At 73.2% G+C, this 16,895-nt stretch carries 13 protein-coding genes, 1 pseudogene and 1 riboswitch; of the genes and pseudogenes, 8 read left to right on the forward strand and 6 right to left on the reverse strand.

Annotated features, from left to right (window positions below; translation table 11 throughout):
- From AB0D08_RS36655 to AB0D08_RS36665, 3 genes and pseudogenes are all read right to left on the reverse strand, one after another.
- A pseudogene (locus AB0D08_RS36655) lies at positions 1 to 172 on the reverse strand (serine hydroxymethyltransferase); the annotation flags it as partial.
- A gap of 35 nt (positions 173 to 207) precedes the next feature.
- The gene (locus AB0D08_RS36660; protein WP_033821450.1) at positions 208 to 1,398 is read right to left on the reverse strand and encodes an FAD-dependent oxidoreductase; all 1,191 of its coding nucleotides are present in this window, start codon (positions 1,396 to 1,398) and stop codon (positions 208 to 210) included.
- Positions 1,395 to 1,715: a bifunctional 3-phenylpropionate/cinnamic acid dioxygenase ferredoxin subunit gene (locus tag AB0D08_RS36665; RefSeq protein ID WP_359894658.1), complete on the reverse strand. Its 321-nt coding sequence runs from the start codon at positions 1,713 to 1,715 to the stop codon at positions 1,395 to 1,397. Before AB0D08_RS36665 ends, AB0D08_RS36660 begins: the two co-directional genes overlap by 4 nt.
- 214 nt (positions 1,716 to 1,929) lie before the next feature.
- Between AB0D08_RS36665 and AB0D08_RS36670 the strand changes: the two genes are divergently transcribed.
- Positions 1,930 to 2,679, forward strand: coding sequence for an IclR family transcriptional regulator (locus AB0D08_RS36670; RefSeq protein WP_033821452.1), 750 nt, complete (start codon positions 1,930 to 1,932; stop codon positions 2,677 to 2,679).
- 81 nt (positions 2,680 to 2,760) lie between these two features.
- On the opposite strand, the gene AB0D08_RS36675 is transcribed toward AB0D08_RS36670, so the two are convergent.
- Together AB0D08_RS36675 and AB0D08_RS36680 are read right to left on the reverse strand one after the other, a co-directional pair.
- Entirely contained in the window at positions 2,761 to 4,335 is a 1,575-nt protein-coding gene (locus AB0D08_RS36675) for an amino acid permease (protein ID WP_051812824.1), read from the reverse strand.
- A gap of 107 nt (positions 4,336 to 4,442) precedes the next feature.
- A complete protein-coding gene (locus AB0D08_RS36680; protein ID WP_359894661.1) occupies positions 4,443 to 5,939 on the reverse strand; it encodes an aldehyde dehydrogenase family protein in 1,497 nt (498 codons plus the stop codon).
- A gap of 276 nt (positions 5,940 to 6,215) precedes the next feature.
- Between AB0D08_RS36680 and AB0D08_RS36685 the strand changes: the two genes are divergently transcribed.
- Genes AB0D08_RS36685 through AB0D08_RS36695 form a run of 3 tightly spaced genes read left to right on the forward strand, consistent with a single transcriptional unit; the run spans position 6,216 to position 10,969 of the window.
- Positions 6,216 to 8,657: an FAD-dependent oxidoreductase gene (locus AB0D08_RS36685; protein ID WP_359894663.1), complete on the forward strand. Its 2,442-nt coding sequence runs from the start codon at positions 6,216 to 6,218 to the stop codon at positions 8,655 to 8,657.
- A gap of 54 nt (positions 8,658 to 8,711) precedes the next feature.
- On the forward strand, positions 8,712 to 9,830 hold the full coding sequence (locus tag AB0D08_RS36690; RefSeq protein WP_033821454.1) for an aromatic ring-hydroxylating dioxygenase subunit alpha: 1,119 nt from the start codon (positions 8,712 to 8,714) through the stop codon (positions 9,828 to 9,830).
- A 53-nt stretch (positions 9,831 to 9,883) separates the two neighbouring features.
- On the forward strand, positions 9,884 to 10,969 hold the full coding sequence (locus AB0D08_RS36695) for an S-(hydroxymethyl)mycothiol dehydrogenase (protein ID WP_359894665.1): 1,086 nt from the start codon (positions 9,884 to 9,886) through the stop codon (positions 10,967 to 10,969).
- Positions 10,970 to 11,038: 69 nt separating this feature from the next.
- Here AB0D08_RS36695 and AB0D08_RS36700 read toward each other — a convergent pair whose 3' ends face one another.
- Positions 11,039 to 11,254, reverse strand: a complete 216-nt coding sequence (locus AB0D08_RS36700; protein ID WP_033821456.1) for a hypothetical protein — start codon at positions 11,252 to 11,254, stop codon at positions 11,039 to 11,041.
- Between the two features lie 76 nt (positions 11,255 to 11,330).
- A riboswitch (cobalamin riboswitch) is annotated at positions 11,331 to 11,483 on the forward strand.
- A gap of 181 nt (positions 11,484 to 11,664) precedes the next feature.
- On the opposite strand from AB0D08_RS36700, the gene metE reads away from it, so the two are divergent.
- The 4 genes from metE to AB0D08_RS36720 all read left to right on the forward strand — a co-directional run.
- Entirely contained in the window at positions 11,665 to 13,980 is a 2,316-nt protein-coding gene (gene metE, locus AB0D08_RS36705) for a 5-methyltetrahydropteroyltriglutamate--homocysteine S-methyltransferase (protein ID WP_359894667.1), read from the forward strand.
- 118 nt (positions 13,981 to 14,098) lie between these two features.
- Complete coding sequence (locus tag AB0D08_RS36710; protein WP_359894669.1) at positions 14,099 to 15,055, forward strand: NAD-dependent epimerase/dehydratase family protein; 957 nt, start codon at positions 14,099 to 14,101, stop codon at positions 15,053 to 15,055.
- A gap of 103 nt (positions 15,056 to 15,158) precedes the next feature.
- Positions 15,159 to 15,920 carry a hypothetical protein gene (locus AB0D08_RS36715; protein ID WP_359894671.1) on the forward strand — a complete coding sequence of 254 codons (762 nt, stop codon included), beginning with the start codon at positions 15,159 to 15,161 and terminating at the stop codon, positions 15,918 to 15,920.
- 181 nt (positions 15,921 to 16,101) lie between these two features.
- The coding region (locus AB0D08_RS36720) for a YcnI family protein (protein WP_359894673.1) at positions 16,102 to 16,895 on the forward strand (794 nt) is incomplete at its 3' end.

Genomic DNA, 16,895 nt, shown 5'->3' on the forward strand with positions numbered 1-16,895 from the left:
CCTCGGCGTACTTGTTGGTCAGGACCGAGCCCTGGGCCTCCATGACCGCCACCGGGGCGAAGTTCTCGGAGGCGATCATTTCGAGGGTGGTCTGCCGGCGGTGCAGCTCGGCGTCGACCGCGGCGGCGATCTCCGGGTCGAGCGCGTGCAGGGACTGGTGGAGAGGATTCATCGGTGACCTCCCAGGGGCCGGGACACCGGGCGCGGTCAGGAAGCGACCGGCGCGACGGTGACGGGGATCGGAGTGAGCGTGCGGCGGAGCCGACCGAAGAGCTTGGGCCGGTTGACGGCGAGCACGGCGACGTCGTGTCCGTGCCGCCGGTAGACGACCACGAAGGAGCGGCTGTCCAGGTCGCCCTCGACGACCCGGGGCTGATCGTCCGGGCCGACATGACCGGCGAGCTGGATCCGGGTCCGGTACTGGTCCGACCAGAAGTACGGCGGTTGCGCCGGCGCGGCCGACGACCTGCCCGACAGCAGCGTGCGAGCGGCCGTCCTCGGCTGCTCCGTCGCGTTGCTCCAGTGCTCGATGCGGCCGGAGCGGCCGGTGAACGGGTTGGGGCAGCGGGCGACATCGCCCACGGCGACCACGCCGGCGATGTTCGTCGCGCAACCGGCGTCGCACACGACCCCGTCGTCCACTGCGACCCCCGATCCGGCCAGCCAGTCCGTCGCCGGCCGCACCCCGACGCCGACCACGACCACGTCGGCCGGCAGCAGCCGCCCGTCCGTCAGCCGCACACCCGTGACCCGGTCTTCGCCGGTGAGGCCCGCGACGCCGGTGCCGCACAGCAGGCGCACCCCGTGCTCCGCGTGGAGCGAGGCACAGGCCAGGCCCATGGCGCGCCCGAGAACCCGTTCCAGCGGCACCTCGGCGGCCTCGACGACGGTGACGTCCAGGCCCAGCGCACGGGCCGTGGAGGCGACCTCGGCGCCGACGAAGCCCGCGCCGACCACGACGACGCAGGGCCGCCCCGCCCGCAGGTCCGCGCGCAGTGCCACCGCGTCGTCCAGGGTGCGCAGCGTGTGGACGCCGGCCAGCCCGGCTGCGCCCGCGATCGTGCGGGGGTGGGCGCCGGTGGCGATCACGACGGCGTCGGCGTGCAGTTCCCGGCCGCCGGTCAGGGTGACGGCGCGGGCCGCGGGCTCCAGCCGGACCGCCCGCTCGCCGAGCAGCCACCGTGCGCCGAGATCCGCGTACTCGTCCGGGCTGCCGAGCGCCAGCGCGTCGGCGTCCAGGTCGCCCCTGAGGAAGGCCTTGGACAGCGGCGGCCGGTCGTACGGCTGGTGGCGTTCCTCGCCGATGACGGTGATCGAGCCGTCGTAGCCCTCGGCGCGGAGCGCGCGGACCGTGTTCAGGCCGGCCAGCGAGCCGCCGACCACGGCGATGGACCTCACGCCGGCTCGCCGACCGTGACGTGGAGGACGACGCATCCGTCCTCCACGGTGACCCGGTGGGTCCGGAGCGGCAGCCTGGCCGGCGGGCACGTGGGCCGGCCGGTGCGGAGGTCGAAGGAGGCCGCGTGCAGGGGGCATTCGACGAAACAGCCCTCCAGCCAGCCGTCGGCGAGTGAGGCGTCCTGGTGGGTGCAGGTGTCGTCGACGGCGTAGAAGGTCCCGTCGGAGTTGAACACGGCGACCGGCGCCGGTACGCCCTCGGTCACCCGGAGCGCTTCGCCGGGCGGCAGTTCGTCGATCCGGCACACCGTGATCATGGGAACCTCCAGCTTCGGATCCTCGAACCCGCTCGGCGTGTATCGTATTACACAACACGATTCGGATTACGCAACATGCTTCCGAGCCGCCAAGGGCTTGTCAAGGGGGCGAATGCCGTCGGCCGGATGATGTGCATAATGTTGCGTTATGAGCAACAGTGTGAACGGCGGGCCCCCCGGGGGGCCGGGCACCTCGCGGCAGACGGAGTCACCTGTGCAGTCCGTCGACCGGGCGGTGACCATCCTGGAGATCCTCGCCCGCCGCGGGGAGACGGGTGTCACCGAACTCGCGGTGGAGCTCGGTGTGCACAAGTCGACGGCCTTCCGCCTCGCCGCCGCCCTGGAGATGCGCGGCCTCGTCGAGCAGCCGGGGGAGCGCGGGAAGTACCGCCTGGGCCTGGGGCTGGTCCGGCTCGCCGGTGCCGCCACGGTCCGGATGGACCTGTCCCAGCAGAGCCGTCCGGTCTGCGAGCGGCTGGCCGTCCAGGTCGCGGAGACCATCAACGTGGCGATCCTCGACGGCGGCGAGGCCGTCAACATCGACCAGGTGTTCGGCCCGTCGGCTCTGACCACGCACAACTGGGTCGGTCAGCGCACGCCGCTGCACGCGACCTCCAGCGGGAAGGTGCTCCTGGCGTACCTGTCCGAGGAGGCGCTGAAGGCGAGGCTGGCCGCCCCCTTGGAGCGCTACACCCCGCGGACCGTGACCGACCCCGGCGCCCTGCTGGCGCAGCTGAAGGAGGCCGTCACGGACGGCTTCGCCTGCTGCATCGAGGAGTTGGAGCCGGGACTCAACGCCGTAGCGGCACCCGTGTTCGCATCCAACGGGCAGGTGGTGGCGGCGATCAGCGCCTCCGGACCGTCCTTCCGGCTGACCGAGCACCGCATCCCCGAGGTGTCCGCCGCTGTCCGGTCCGCGGCGGACGAGGTCTCGGCCCGACTGGGCCACCTTCGCCCGCAGTGACCGGCCGTGGTGCGGCTTCGGAACGGGGCGCAGGGTGTTCCCGGCGTCCCGTTCCGCCTCCTCGCACGGGTTGACGGAGGGTCAGGCCTCGCCCGCGAGGCCGTCGTCGGCCACCGGTTCGGTGGCTGCGGCGCCCTGCGGCGCGCCGTGGTGGCTCCGGTACCGCAGGTACAGCAGACCGCCGACGGCTGAGATCACCGCGGTGAAGACGACGGCGCCCCACGTGTAGTACCACTGGTCGTCGCCGTAGATGGCGGTTCGCGGCCACGCCAGGTTGACGGTCATCGCCACGCCGTAGACGACGGCCACGACGTTCACGACCACACCCCAGCGGCCCATGGTGAAGAAGGGGCCCTGCTCCTCCCGCGGCCACCGGCCCCGCAGGCGGCGGAGCAGCATCGGGGCGGTGACCAGCAGATAGGGGATGTAGAAGAGGATGATGGCGACCGAGGTGAGGATGTAGAAGACCCGCTGGTTGCCGATGTTGACGAGCAGCAGGGCGATGGTCAGCACGCCGGTGACGACGGCCGGTGCGACCGGGGTACTGGACCTGGGGGAGACCCTGGCCAGGGCGGCGCCGAAGGGGAGTCGCCCGTCGCGGGCCATGGAGAACAGCAGCCGGATGGCGGCGGTCTGCACGGCGAGGCAGCAGACCGTGATGGCGACCGCCGAGCAGACCAGGAAGGCGTCGCCCAGGCCGGTGCCGAGGGTGGACTTGATCAGGTAGGGCATGCCGAGCGTGCCGAGCTCCTTGGCGTCGATGTCGCCGACCGCCATCATGCCGACGAGCATGAGCAGTCCGCCCGCCAGGAAGGCGGCGGTGATGGCGCGGAGGATGGCGCGGGGCGCGTGGCGACGCGGCTCCCTGGTCTCCTCGGCGAGCGAGCCGGCGGTGTCGAAGCCGTAGAAGACGTACGCGCTCATGATCGAGGCCACCAGGAAGGCGCCGAGGTAGCCCCAGGAGTGCCCGTCCCCGGTGCCGGCGGTGTGCAGCACGACCTGCGGTCCGCGCTTGATGTGCACGGCCAGCATGACGATGAGCAGGGTGACGCCGATCAGTTCGACGGCGACGCCGAGGTTGTTGATCTTCGCCATCAGGCGGACGCCCACGATGTTGACGACCGTGGTGAACACGACCAGGCCCAGGGCGAGCAGGATCGCGTTCTTGGCGCCGTTCGCCGTGCTGGTCACGCCGGCGTCGTCGGCGCCGCCGACGATCTGGAAGGCCAGTGAGACCTGCGGAAGGATGATCTGGTACGCGACGGCGACCGCGGCCGCGGTGACGATCGCGCCGATCGTCATGATCCAGCCGGCCATCCACGAGGTGACCGGTCGCGCGATCTGTTTGGACCACTGGTAGACGCCACCGGCCAGCGGGAACTGGCCGGCCATCTCGGCGAAGCAGAGGGCGACGGCCCCCTGGCCGATGAAGACCAGCGGCCAGCTCCAGACGAAGGCCGGGCCGCCGGAGGCGAAGCCGAAGCCGAAGAGCTGGAACACGCCGGTCATGATCGAGATGTAGCTGAAGCCCGCGGCGAAGCTGGAGAAGGAACCGAGGGAGCGTTCCAGTTCCTGCTTGTAGCCGAAGCGTGCGAGGTCGGTGGCGTCGTCGGTGGCCGGTGGCCTGGTGGTTCCGGTGGTTCCCGGGTTGCTCATGGTCGCTCCAGTGGCAGGCAAGGGGACTGGGGGACGTGCTTGCTGTGCGGACCGGGTGGAGTCGGGAGGTGCGGACGTGGGGACCGGGGGAAGGGAACGATGCCTCGTCAGCCGGCGAACCAGTGCTGGGCGGCGGGGGAGACGGTGCGCCAGATGTGCTTGGACTCCTGGTACTCGCGCAGGCCGGACGGGCCGAGTTCGCGACCGGTGCCGGACTGCTTGAACCCGCCCCATTCGGCCTGCGGCACGTAGGGGTGGTAGTCGTTGATCCAGACGGTGCCGAGGCGGAGCCGGGACGCGACCCGCTCGCCGCGGCCGGCGTCCTGCGTCCACACCGCGCCCGCCAGGCCGTACGGGGTGTCGTTGGCCAGGGCCACCACCTCGTCCTCGTCGTCGAAGAGCTCGACGGTCAGGACGGGGCCGAAGACCTCCTCGCGGACCACCGCCATGCCCGCGTGACAGCCGTCGAGGACGGTGGGCCGCAGGAAGAAGCCCGCCTGGAGCTCGGGCTCGGCCGGCCGGCCGCCGCCGGCGCGGAGCACCGCGCCCTCGGCGAGGGCGCCCGCGACGAGGCGTTCGACCTTCCGGCGGTGCTCGGCGGAGATCAGCGGGCCGGTCTCGGTGCCCTTGTCGAGTCCGCCGCCGAGCCGGACGAGGTCGGCGCGGCGGGCGAGCTCGGCGGTGAAGTCGGCGTGCAGGCCGCGGTGCAGCAGCAGCCGTGAGCCGGCCGAGCAGACCTGGCCGGAGTGCAGGAACGCGGCGGTGAGGGCGAAGTCGACCGCCGCGTCGAGGTCGGCGTCGGCGAAGACGATGTTGGGGTTCTTGCCCCCGAGTTCCAGGGCGACCCGCTTGACCGTGTCGGCCGCCGCCCGCATCACCGAGCGGCCGGTGGCCAGGCCGCCGGTGAAGGAGACCAGGTCGACCTCGGGGTGCCGGGCGATCGCGGCGCCGACCTCGCCGCCGCCCAGGACCAGGTTCGCCGTTCCGCCCGGTGCGCCGGCCCGTTCCAACTGCTCCTGGAGCAGCCGGAAGAGACGGATCGTGGTCATCGGCGTGAGCTCGCTGGGCTTGGCCACCACCGTGTTGCCGGCCGCCAGGGCGGGGGCGAGCTTCCAGGAGATCTGCAGCAGCGGGTAGTTCCACGGTGTGATCAGCGCGCAGACGCCCACGGGCTCGTGGACCACCCGGCTGATCGCGTCGGGCCGCCCGGTGTCGATGGTGCGGCCCGCGTCGGTGGTCGTCAGTGCCGCGTAGTAGCGCAGGACGGCGGTGGCGTCGTCGACGTCCATGCGGCTCTCGGTCAGGGTCTTGCCGGTGTCGAGCGTCTCCAGCCGGGCCAGTTCCTCCCGCTGCGCCTGGAGCGCGTCGGCCGTGGCGGTGAGCACCCCGGCGCGACGGGCGGCCGGGGCACGGGCCCAGGAGCCCTCGTCGAAGGCGGACCGGGCGGCGCGCACCGCACGGTCCGCGTCGGCTTCGGAGGCTTCGGCGACCGTTGCCAGCGTCGAGCCGTCGAAGGGGTTGACGACCGCTCGCTGTCGGCCGTCCTCGGCCGGCGTCCAGACGCCGTCGATCAGCAGACAGGCCGGGTCGAGGGATGGGGGCACGGGCGCCGCCTTTCTCGTGAGTTGCGCGATACGAGACGCCTGTCCCCATGCGCAACTAGTCGGCGAGTATGGAAGGGCCCCCTACCCCTGTCAAGGGAGGGCGTCCGGACCGTGTGCGGCCGGTGCGGGCGGCGGGTCTTGACAGCTCGTGATGCGGGCCCGAGTCTGTTTCTCATCGCGCAAGAAGGTGCGTAATGTGCAACTCGTACTGTCTGGCTCAGCCCGCCGCAGCCACCTTCCGAGGGGACGGATGCTTTGACAGTTCAACCCAGAGTCGTGATCGTCGGTGCCGGGATCGTCGGCTGCGCGCTGAGCGACGAGCTCACCGCGCGCGGCTGGACCGACGTCACGGTGCTGGACCAGGGCCCCCTGTTCGCCACCGGAGGGTCGAGCTCGCACGCGCCGGGACTGGTCTTCCAGACCAACTCCTCCAAGACCATGACCGAGTTCGCCTCCTACACCGTCCGCAAGTACTCCGCCCTGACCCTCGACGGCCGGTGGTGCTTCCGGCAGCTCGGCGGACTCGAGGTGGCCACCACCCCCGAGCGGCTCGCCGAACTCGACCGCAAGCACGGGCTGGCCACCTCCTGGGGGGTGCCGGGCGCACTGCTCGACCCCGAGCAGTGCGCCGCCCTGCACCCGCTGCTGGACCGCGCCCGGATCCTGGGCGGCTTCCACGTGCCCACCGACGGCCTGGCCAAGGCGGTGCGCGCAGGCGAGGCACAGGCCCGGCGTGCGATCGAGCGGGGTGCGCGGTTCCTGCCGCACCACACCGTCACCGGGATCGAGTCCGCGAACGGCAGGGTCACCGCCGTCGTCACCGACCAGGGCGGCTTCCCCGCCGACGTGGTCGTCTCCTGCGCCGGGTTCTGGGGGCCGAGGATCGGCCGGATGGCAGGCCTCACCGTCCCGCTCGTCCCGATGGCCCACCAGTACGCCACGACCACCCCGGTCCCGGAGCTGGCCGGCCACAACACCGAGGAGCTGGAGGCCTCCAAGCCGATCCTGCGCCACCAGGACCGCGACCTCTACTACCGCGAGCACGGCGACCGCATCGGCATCGGCTCCTACGCCCACCGCCCGATGCCCGTCGACCTCGGGGAGGTGTCCGCCCCCGGTGGGCCCCTGATGCCCTCGGTGCTGCCGTTCACCGGGACGGACTTCGAGCAGCCCTGGGCCGACTCGCAGGAACTGCTGCCCGCGCTCGCCCGGACCGAGGTGGACGAGGGCTTCAACGGCATCTTCTCGTTCACCACCGACGGCTTCCCCCTCCTGGGAGAGGCGCCCGAGCTGCGCGGCTTCTGGGTCGCCGAGGCGGTGTGGGTCACCCACTCCGCGGGTGTGGCGAAGGCGATGGCGCAGTGGCTGGTCGAGGGCACCCCGCGCACCGATCTGCACGAGTGCGATCTCAACCGCTTCGAGCCGGGGCAGCTCGCCCCCGCCTACGTGCACCGGCGCAGCTGCCAGAACTTCGCCGAGGTGTACGACATCATCCACCCGCTGCAGCCGATGGCGGAGCCGCGCCCGCTGCGGGTCGGCCCCTTCCACGCGCGTCAGCGGGAGCTGGGCGCCTTCTTCCTGGAGGCCTCCGGCTGGGAGCGGCCGCACTGGTACGCGGCCAACCGGGATCTGCCCGAGGTCGCCGGCATCCCCGGGCGCGGCGCCTGGGCCTCCCGCTACTGGTCCCCGATCGCGGGTGCCGAGGCCCTGGCCACCCGCGAGCGCGTCGCGATGTACGACATGACGGCGCTCAAACGCCTGGAGGTCACCGGCCCCGGCGCGCAGGCGTTCCTGCAGCGCCTCACGACCAATCAGCTCGAGCGACCGGTCGGCTCCGTCACCTACACCCTGCTGCTGGACGAGACCGGCGGCGTGCGCAGCGACCTCACGGTGGCCCGGCTCGGCCGGGGCCACGGTCTCGGGGAACGCTGGCAGATCGGCGCCAACGGCAACCTCGACCTCGACTGGCTCACCCGCCACCTCCCGCCGGACGGTTCGGTCCAGATCCGCGACATCACCGCCGGCACCTGCTGCATCGGCCTGTGGGGCCCGCTCGCCCGCGACCTGGTCCAGCCGCTCACCGACGCGGACTTCTCGCACGGGGGCTTCGGCTACTTCAAGGCGAAGCAGACGTACCTGGGCTGCGTCCCGGTCACCGCGATGCGGCTGTCCTACGTCGGCGAACTCGGCTGGGAGCTGTACACCACGGCCGACAACGGGCAGAAGCTCTGGGACACCCTGTGGGAGGCCGGTCAGCCGCTCGGCGTCGTCGCCGCCGGACGCAGCGCCTTCAACAGCCTGCGCCTGGAGAAGGGCTACCGCTCCTGGGGCACCGACCTGACCGCCGAGCACAATCCCTACGAGGCCGGGCTCGGCTTCGCCGTGCGCATGGACAAGGGGGACTTCCTCGGCCGCGACGCGCTGCTGGGGATGACCGAGGAGACGGCTCCGCGCAGGCTCGCGTGCCTCCTGTTGGACGATCCACACGCCGTCGTCATGGGCCGGGAACCGGTGTACGTGGACGGCGCTCCCGCGGGATACGTCACCAGCGCCGCATACGGGTACAGCGTCGGCGCCTCCATCGCCTACGCCTGGCTCCCGCGCGCCGCCGCAGCTCCCGGCCGGAGGGTGGAGGTGGAGTACTTCGGCCGGCGGCTGCCCGCCACCGTCACCGAGGAGCCGCTGTTCGACCCGAAGATGACCCGCATCCGCCGCTGACCCGGCGCGGCGCCCGCTCCGGTCGTGCGTTCCCCTGACGAAAGGCCTGCCGCTGTGACCACCGAGCTCCCGCCGAGCCTGATCCCCACTCTCCCGGGCTCCTCCTACACCGACCCGCAGATCTTCGCGCTGGAACAGGAGAAGATCTTCGAGCGGATGTGGTACTGCGCCGTACGCGCCAGCGACCTGGACAAGCCCGGCAGCTTCCGGACCGTGCAGGTCGGCCGGGAGAGCGTGCTGATCACCCGGTCCCGGGACGAGAGCGTCAAGGCGTTCCTCAACATCTGCCGCCACCGCGGCGCGCGGCTGTGCACCGAGGAGGAGGGCGAGGTCAGGCGCAGCTTCCGATGCCCCTACCACGCCTGGACCTACGGCCTGGACGGCCGGCTCGTCGCCGCACCCAACCTCACCAGCATGCCGGACGTCGACCGCACCACCTACGGCCTGGTCCCGGTGCACGTGCGCGAGTGGCTCGGCTACGTGTGGGTGTGCCTTGCCGACGAGCCGCCGTCCTTCGAGGCAGACGTGATCGGCGCGGCGACCGAGCGCCTGGGCACTCCCGAGGCGGTCGAGCGCTACCAGGCCGAGGGGCTCGCCGTCGGCCGCCGGATCCGCTACGAGGTGAAGGCCAACTGGAAGCTGATCGTCGAGAACTTCATGGAGTGCTACCACTGCGCCACCATCCACCCCGAACTGACCGAGGTGCTACCGGAGTTCGCCGGCGGCTACGCGGCGCAGTACTACGTCGGCCACGGCGCCGAGTTCGCCGAGGACGCCGAGGGCTTCACCGTCGACGGAAGTGCGGGCATGGACCGGATCCCGACCGTCTCCGCGGACCAGGACCGCAAGTACTACGCGATCACGGTCAAGCCGCAGGTGTTCATCAACCTGGTGCCCGACCACGTCATCGTGCACCGGATGTTCCCGCTCGCCGCCGACCACACCGTGGTGGAGTGCGACTGGCTCTTCGTCAGGGACGTGGTCGAGGCCGGCCGCGACACGTCCCGCTCGGTGGAGCTGTTCCACCGCGTCAACGTCCAGGACTTCGACGCCTGCGAGCGCTGCCAGCCCGCCATGGACTCGCGCGCCTACCGGACCGGCGGTGTGCTGGTGCCGAGCGAGCACCACATCGGCGCGTTCCACACCTGGGTCACCGACCGGCTCCGCGGGTGACAGCACCACGCGTGTCCCCACCGTCCCCTCCACCCGGCAGAAGGTTGTGCTCCATGGCTCAGCAGGTCAGAGGTGTCGTCGCCGCAGGCAGGGGCGAGGCGGTCAGGATCGAGACGGTGACCGTGCCCGACCCGGGCCCCGGTGAGGCGGTGGTCAAGGTCGAGGCCTGCGGCGTCTGCCACACCGACCTGCACTACCGGGACGGCGGGATCAGCGACGAGTTCCCCTTCCTGCTGGGCCACGAGGCCGCCGGGACCGTGGAGTCCGTGGGCGAGGGGGTGACCGAGGTCGCGCCCGGCGACTTCGTCATCCTGAACTGGCGTGCGGTGTGCGGACAGTGCCGCTCCTGCAGGCGCGGCCGCCCCTGGTACTGCTTCGACACCCGCAACGCCGGGCAGCGGATGACCCTGGCGGACGGCACCGAACTCACGCCGGCGCTCGGCATCGGCGCCTTCGCTGAGAAGACACTCGTCGCGGCGGGCCAGTGCACCAAGGTCGACCCCGCCGCCTCGCCCCTCGCCGCCGGACTGCTCGGCTGCGGCGTCATGGCCGGCCTCGGCGCCGCCGTCAACACCGGCGGGGTCTCCCGGGGGGACAGCGTCGCCGTCATCGGCTGCGGCGGAGTCGGCCACGCCGCCGTCATGGGCTCCCGGCTGGCAGGGGCCGCCCGGATCATCGCCGTCGACCTCGACGACCGCAAGCTCACCACCGCGCGCAGGCTCGGCGCCACCCACACCGTCAACTCCCGTGAGCGCGACGCCGTGGCAGCCATCCGCGAGCTCACCGGCGGCAGCGGCGCCGACGTCGTCATCGAGGCCGTCGGCCGCCCGGAGACCTACCGGCAGGCCTTCCACGCGCGCGACCTCGCCGGCACCGTCGTCCTGGTCGGCGTGCCCACCAGCGAGATGACCCTGGAACTGCCGCTGCTGGACGTCTTCGGCCGGGGCGGCGCGCTCAAGTCCTCCTGGTACGGCGACTGCCTGCCCTCGCGGGACTTCCCCATGCTGATCGACCTCTACCTCCAGGGGCGCCTGGACCTCGATGCCTTCGTCACCGAGACCATCCCGCCGACCGACGTCGAGGCCGCCTTCGCCCGCATGCACAACGGCGATGTGCTGCGCTCGGTGGTGGTCTTCTGACGAGCACGGCGCCCCGCCCGGGGTGAGGCCCGCCGGCCGGCGCCCAGTGGCCGACGGCGTGAACGCCGGTCAGGCCGGCGCGATCGGTGGCTGCGCGGCGAGCGCCGCCACCAGCGCGGGCCGTGAGGTCACCACCAGCGGGTGCCCGAGACGGCCGGCCTCGGCCCTGGGCAGGTTGCGGACGTCCTCGCCGGCGTCGACGTTCCCGAGACCGCCGGCCAGGAGGAACCGCCGGCCGAGGGTGAGCGGGTGCGGAGTCTCACCATGTGGGCGATCGGGTGACATTCGGGCCCCGGGCCGGGGGAGTGGGCATAGGCTGACCGGTGCAGCTGGTTCGCCCCGTCCGCCAGGCGGGGTGTCGTAAGAGGGAACCCGGTGGGAATCCGGGACTGCCCCGCAGCGGTGAGTGGGAACGACCGCCGTCATACGCACTGGGCCCGGGAGGGTCTGGGAAGCGACGGCCAGTAGGTGCCCGCCCTTCACAGGGTGGGTGTGCCCGCGAGTCCGAAGACCTGCCCGCTGCCCGCCCGCGATCGATCCGCGGGCGGCCACCCGGTGACCTCGAGGGCGGGTCGGCGACCACAACAGGCGGAGCAGGCACGCGCACGCGCGGGCCGCCGCCCTGTTCGTCATCCCTTCGCGCTCCCGTCCCGTCCCCGGGTACCTGAGGACACAGACTCGCGAAGGAGAGTCCCTTGACAGCGAAGTCCGCAGCCGCGGCCACCCGCGCCACCGTGTACGGCTACCCCCGCCAGGGCCGGGACCGGGAACTCAAGAAGGCCGTCGAGGGCTACTGGAAGGGCACCGTCACCGCCGACGCCCTCCGGGACACCGCGGCCGGCCTGCGCCGGGCGAACTGGGAGCAGCTCGCCGACGCGGGCGTACGGGAGGTCCCCACCGGCGACTTCTCGCTCTACGACCACGTGCTGGACACCACCCTCGCCGTCGGCGCGATCCCGGCCCGCCACCGCGCGGCGGTCGACGCCGACCCGCTGGACGGCTACTTCGCCATGGCGCGCGGCACCCAGGACGTCGCGCCCCTGGAGATGACCAAGTGGTTCGACACCAACTACCACTACCTGGTGCCCGAACTCGGGCCCGACACCGCCTTCACCGCCGACTCCGCCAAGGCCGTCGCGGAGCTGGGCGAGGCGCTCGCCGCCGGCCACGAGGCCCGCCCGGTGCTGGTCGGCCCGGTGACCTACCTGCTGCTCGCCAAGCCCGCCCCGGGCGTCGCCGCCGACTTCCTGCCGATCACCCTGCTCGACCGGCTGCTGCCCGTCTACGCCGAGCTGCTGGCCGACCTGCGCGCCGCCGGCGCCGAGTGGGTGCAACTGGACGAGCCCGCGCTGGTGCAGGACCGCACCCCGGCCGAACTGAACGCCGCCGCCCGCGCCTACCGCGAGCTCGGAGCCCGCACCGACCGGCCGAAGCTGCTGGTCGCCAGCTACTTCGACCGCCTCGGCGAGGCCCTGCCGGTGCTGGCCAAGGCCCCGGTCGAAGGCCTGGCACTGGACTTCACCGGACCGGCCGCCGGCAACCTGGACGACCTCGCCGCGGTCGGCGGACTGCCCGGCAAGCGCCTGGTCGCGGGCGTGGTGGACGGCCGCAACGTCTGGATCAACGACCTGGAGAAGTCACTCGCCACCCTGGCCACCCTGCTCGGCCTCGCCGGCACCGTCGACGTCGCCACGTCCTGCTCGCTGCTGCACGTCCCGCTGGACGCCGACGCCGAGCGCGACATCGACCCGCAGATCCTGCGCTGGCTCGCCTTCGCCGAGCAGAAGGCGCAGGAGGTCGCGCTGCTGGCCCGCGGCCTGCGCGAGGGCACCGGCGCGATCACCGCCGACCTGGCCGCGAACCGGGCCGACCTCGCCTCCCGCGCCACCTCCCCGATCACCCGTGACCCGGCGGTCCGCGCCCGCGCCGCCGCCACCACCGCCGAGGACGCCCGCCGCGCCCAGGCGTACCCGGAGCGCACCGCGGCCCAGCGCGCCCGGCTCGGACTGCCGCTGCTGCCGACCACCACCATCGGCTCCTTCCCGCAGACCTCCGAACTGCGCCGCGCCCGAGCCGACCTGACGGCCGGCCGGATCGACGCCGGCGCCTACCGGGAGCGGATGGAGGCCGAGGTCCGCGAGGTGATCGCCTTCCAGGAGCAGGCCGGCCTGGACGTCCTGGTGCACGGCGAGCCCGAGCGCAACGACATGGTCCAGTACTTCGCCGAACAGCTCACCGGCTACCTCGCCACCCGGCAGGGCTGGGTGCAGTCCTACGGCACCCGGTACGTGCGGCCGCCGGTGCTGGCCGGAGACATCTCCCGCCCGCACCCCATGACGGTCGACTGGTTCCGCTACGCGCAGAGCCTCACCGACCGTCCGGTCAAGGGCATGCTCACCGGCCCGGTCACCATGCTCGCCTGGTCCTTCGTCCGCGACGACCAGCCGCTCGCCGACACCGCCCGCCAGGTCGCCCTCGCCCTGCGCGACGAGGTGAACGACCTGGAGGCCGCGGGGGCGGCCGTCGTTCAGGTCGACGAGCCCGCCCTGCGCGAGACACTGCCGCTGCGCGCCGCGGACCGCCCGGCCTACCTCGACTGGGCCACCGGGTCGTTCCGCCTGGCCACTTCCGGGGTGCGGGCCGACACCCAGATCCACACCCACATGTGCTACGCCGAGTTCGGCGCGATCATGACCGCGATCGACGAGCTCGACGCGGACGTGATCTCGCTCGAGGCCACCCGTTCGCACATGGAGGTCGCCGGAGAGCTGGCCCGGGCCGGCTACCCGCGCGAGGTCGGGCCCGGCGTCTGGGACATCCACTCCCCGCGGGTGCCCGGCACCGACGAGGCCCTCGAGCTGCTGCGGGCCGGGCTCGCCGCGATCCCCGCCGAGCGGCTGTGGGTCAACCCCGACTGCGGCCTGAAGACCCGCGGTTGGACCGAGACCCGGGCCTCGCTGGACAGCCTGGTCGGCGCCGCCCGCAAGCTGCGGGAGGAACTCGCCGGCTGACGGCCGGCGGGGACCGCCGGGGCGGGCGCGGAAGGTGTTCCGCGCCCGCCCCGGAAGCCGTACCGGGCTCCCGAATCCCGGTGGAGGCGGCGGGCGGACACCGTTACTGTCGACCGCCATGCGACTTCTCGTACTTGGCGGCACCTCGTTCGTGGGCCGGGCGATCGTTGACGACGCGCTGCGGCAGGGGGTCGAGGTGACCCTGTTCGGCCGGGGCAGAACCGGCGTGGACCTGTTCCCGGGCGTGCCCCGGCTGATCGGTGACCGGGACACCGGGGACTACACGGCGCTGCAGGGCGGCAGTTGGGACGCCGTCGTGGACGTCAGCGGGTACGTGCCGCGCCACGTCGGTCAGGCGATGGCGGCGCTCGGCGACCGGGTCGGCCGGTACCTGTTCATCTCCAGTCAGGCCGTCTACGTGCAGACGGGCGTGGGGCCGGGCTCGGACGAGGACACACCCCGCCGCCCGCCGGTGCGCGACACCGAGGAACTGGACGAGGACACCTACGGGCCGTGCAAGGTGGCGTGCGAGGACGACGTGGTGGCCCGGTACGGCGCACGGGCGACGATCGTGCGGCTGGGAAAGGTCGCCGGGCCGCACGACGTGCAGGACGGGCTCGTGTACTGGGTCCGCCGGGCCGCGCGCGGCGGCCGGGTGGCCCTGCCGGGCAGCCCCGAACAGCCCGTTCAGGTGGTCGACTCCCGCGACGCGGCCCGCCTCGTGGTGCAACTGCTGCAGGACGACAGGCCCGGCGCGTTCCACGCCGTCGGCCCGGCCGAGCCGACCACGATGGCCGAGCTGATCACCACCTGCGCGCAGGTCGCGGGCAGCCGGGTCGAGATCGTCCCGGTGCCGGCCGGAGCGGTGCCGCCGTTCTTCCCGCTGACCCGCCCCGAGTCGATGTGGCCGACCCAGCAGCGGAGCCCCGCGCGCGCCCGCGCCGCCGGCCTGCCCGCAACCCCGTTGGCGGTGACCGTCGCTGACGTACTGGCCTGGGACCGCGAGCGCGGCGAGCCGCCGCTGCGGCACGGACTGTCCGCCACGCAGGAGGCGGACCTGCTCGCCGGAGCCTGACGGACCGGCATGCGCGGGCGGTGTGCCCACCCCGTGCAGGGCGCCTGGAGGTTCGGAACCGGGGGATCGGCCGGCGGCGGGCGGGTGGCATGATGTGGCGGCCATGACCGTCACCGTCGCCCCGGGGCCAGCTCGCCGTACGGCCGCACTGGATGTGCGGCTGGTGCGGGCGTCGGCCTTCGCCACGGTGAGCGTGGCCCTGGCCGCAGCGGCGCACGGCGCCGCGGGCGGGGCAGCGGTGGGCCTGCCGCTGGTCGCGCTGGGCTGGCTGCTGGTCTGCGCCGCGGCGGGCGTGGCGGCCGGCCGCCGCCGGTCACTGCCGGCGATCACCGCAGGCGTGGCGGCCGGGCAGCTCGGACTGCACCTGCTGTTCCGTACCGGGCACACCATGACCACGCCGCTCCCCACGCCCGCCTCCATGCCCGGCATGCCCGGCATGCCGGCGGGGGCCCACCGACCGGGCGGCCGTACGGGATCCGGCCCGGTGCCGTCGGCCGGGACCGGTCCCCATGCCGGGCACCTGCATCACACGGCCGCCGTCGTCCACGCGGGCGTGCTCGGCCTGTCGCCCGGCATGCTGGCCGGCCATGCCGCTGCCGCGCTCGCGACGGGCTGGCTGCTGCACCGGGTCGAGGTGGCGCTGTGGCGGCTGCTCGACCTCACGCGGACGGTCCGGGCCGCGGCCCGCCACTGGAGCCGGCGCGTCCGGCGCACCCTCGCCGTCCTCACCGGAACCGCCGTCCCGCCGGCGGCGCCACTCGTGCGCACGTGGCTCCGCCGCGACACCGTCCCGCCGCACCACCGGTCGGCGCTGCTGCGCCACAGCCTGCTCCGCCGGGGACCGCCGGGGGTCGTCACCGCCTAGGCACGGACGGAGCCTGCGCTCCGCCCGCCGCCTTCGCGCTGCCGCAGGCGGCCGCACCCCTTTCCGGGACGGCCGCCGGACAACCCCGTCAGCGTTCCCGCACCGCGCCCTGGCGGCGTGCCGACCTGCCCGGTCGGTGCGCGGCCGCGTGGTGCCGATCTCCCGGATGGAGACCACACCCATGCGTTCCACCCTCTCCCGCCGTCTGGCCGCCGCGTCGGTGCTGGCCGGTGCGACCCTGCTCGCCTCGGCGGTTCCCGCGTTCGCGCACGTGACCGTGCAGCCGGGCACCGCCGCCCAGGGCGCGTACACCGCCGTCGCCTTCCGTGTCCCGGACGAGAGCGACACCGCGTCCACCACGAAGCTGGAGGTGACCCTGCCCGCCGACCACCCGGTGGCCTCGGTCGCGACCCGGCCGCTGCCCGGCTGGACCGCCACCGCGGAGAAGACCAAGCTCGCGACGCCGTTGAAGACCGATGACGGCGACGAGATCACGGAGGCGGTCTCGAAGATCACCTGGACGGCCGACGCGAACGCGAAGATCGCGCCCGGCCAGTTCCAGGACTTCGCGGTCTCGCTCGGCCCGCTGCCCACCGACACCGACAAGATCGTCTTCAAGGCCCTGCAGACCTACGACGACGGCACCGTGGTCCGCTGGATCGAGGAGAGCAAGGACGGCCGGCCCGAACCCGAGCACCCCGCGCCCGTCCTGACCCTCACCAAGGCCGCCGCCGAGGGTGGCGACACCCACGGCATGACCGCGAGCACCGCCGGCCGGGCCGCCCCGCCGGCCGCCGCGGGCTCGGCGGCGTCCACGTCCTCCGACAGCGCCGCGCGCACCCTCGGTGTCGTGGGCATCGTGGTCGGCGTGGTCGGGGCCTGGATCTGGTCAACGCCAAGCGGGCGCAGGCGGGTTGTCCGTCGCTGCGGATCGATCCGCGGGTGCACACGGCGGCCCAGCGGCACTCGGACGAC

Origin of the sequence: Kitasatospora sp. NPDC048540 (assembly GCF_040651175.1) — a bacterium.
Taxonomy (GTDB): domain Bacteria; phylum Actinomycetota; class Actinomycetes; order Streptomycetales; family Streptomycetaceae; genus Kitasatospora.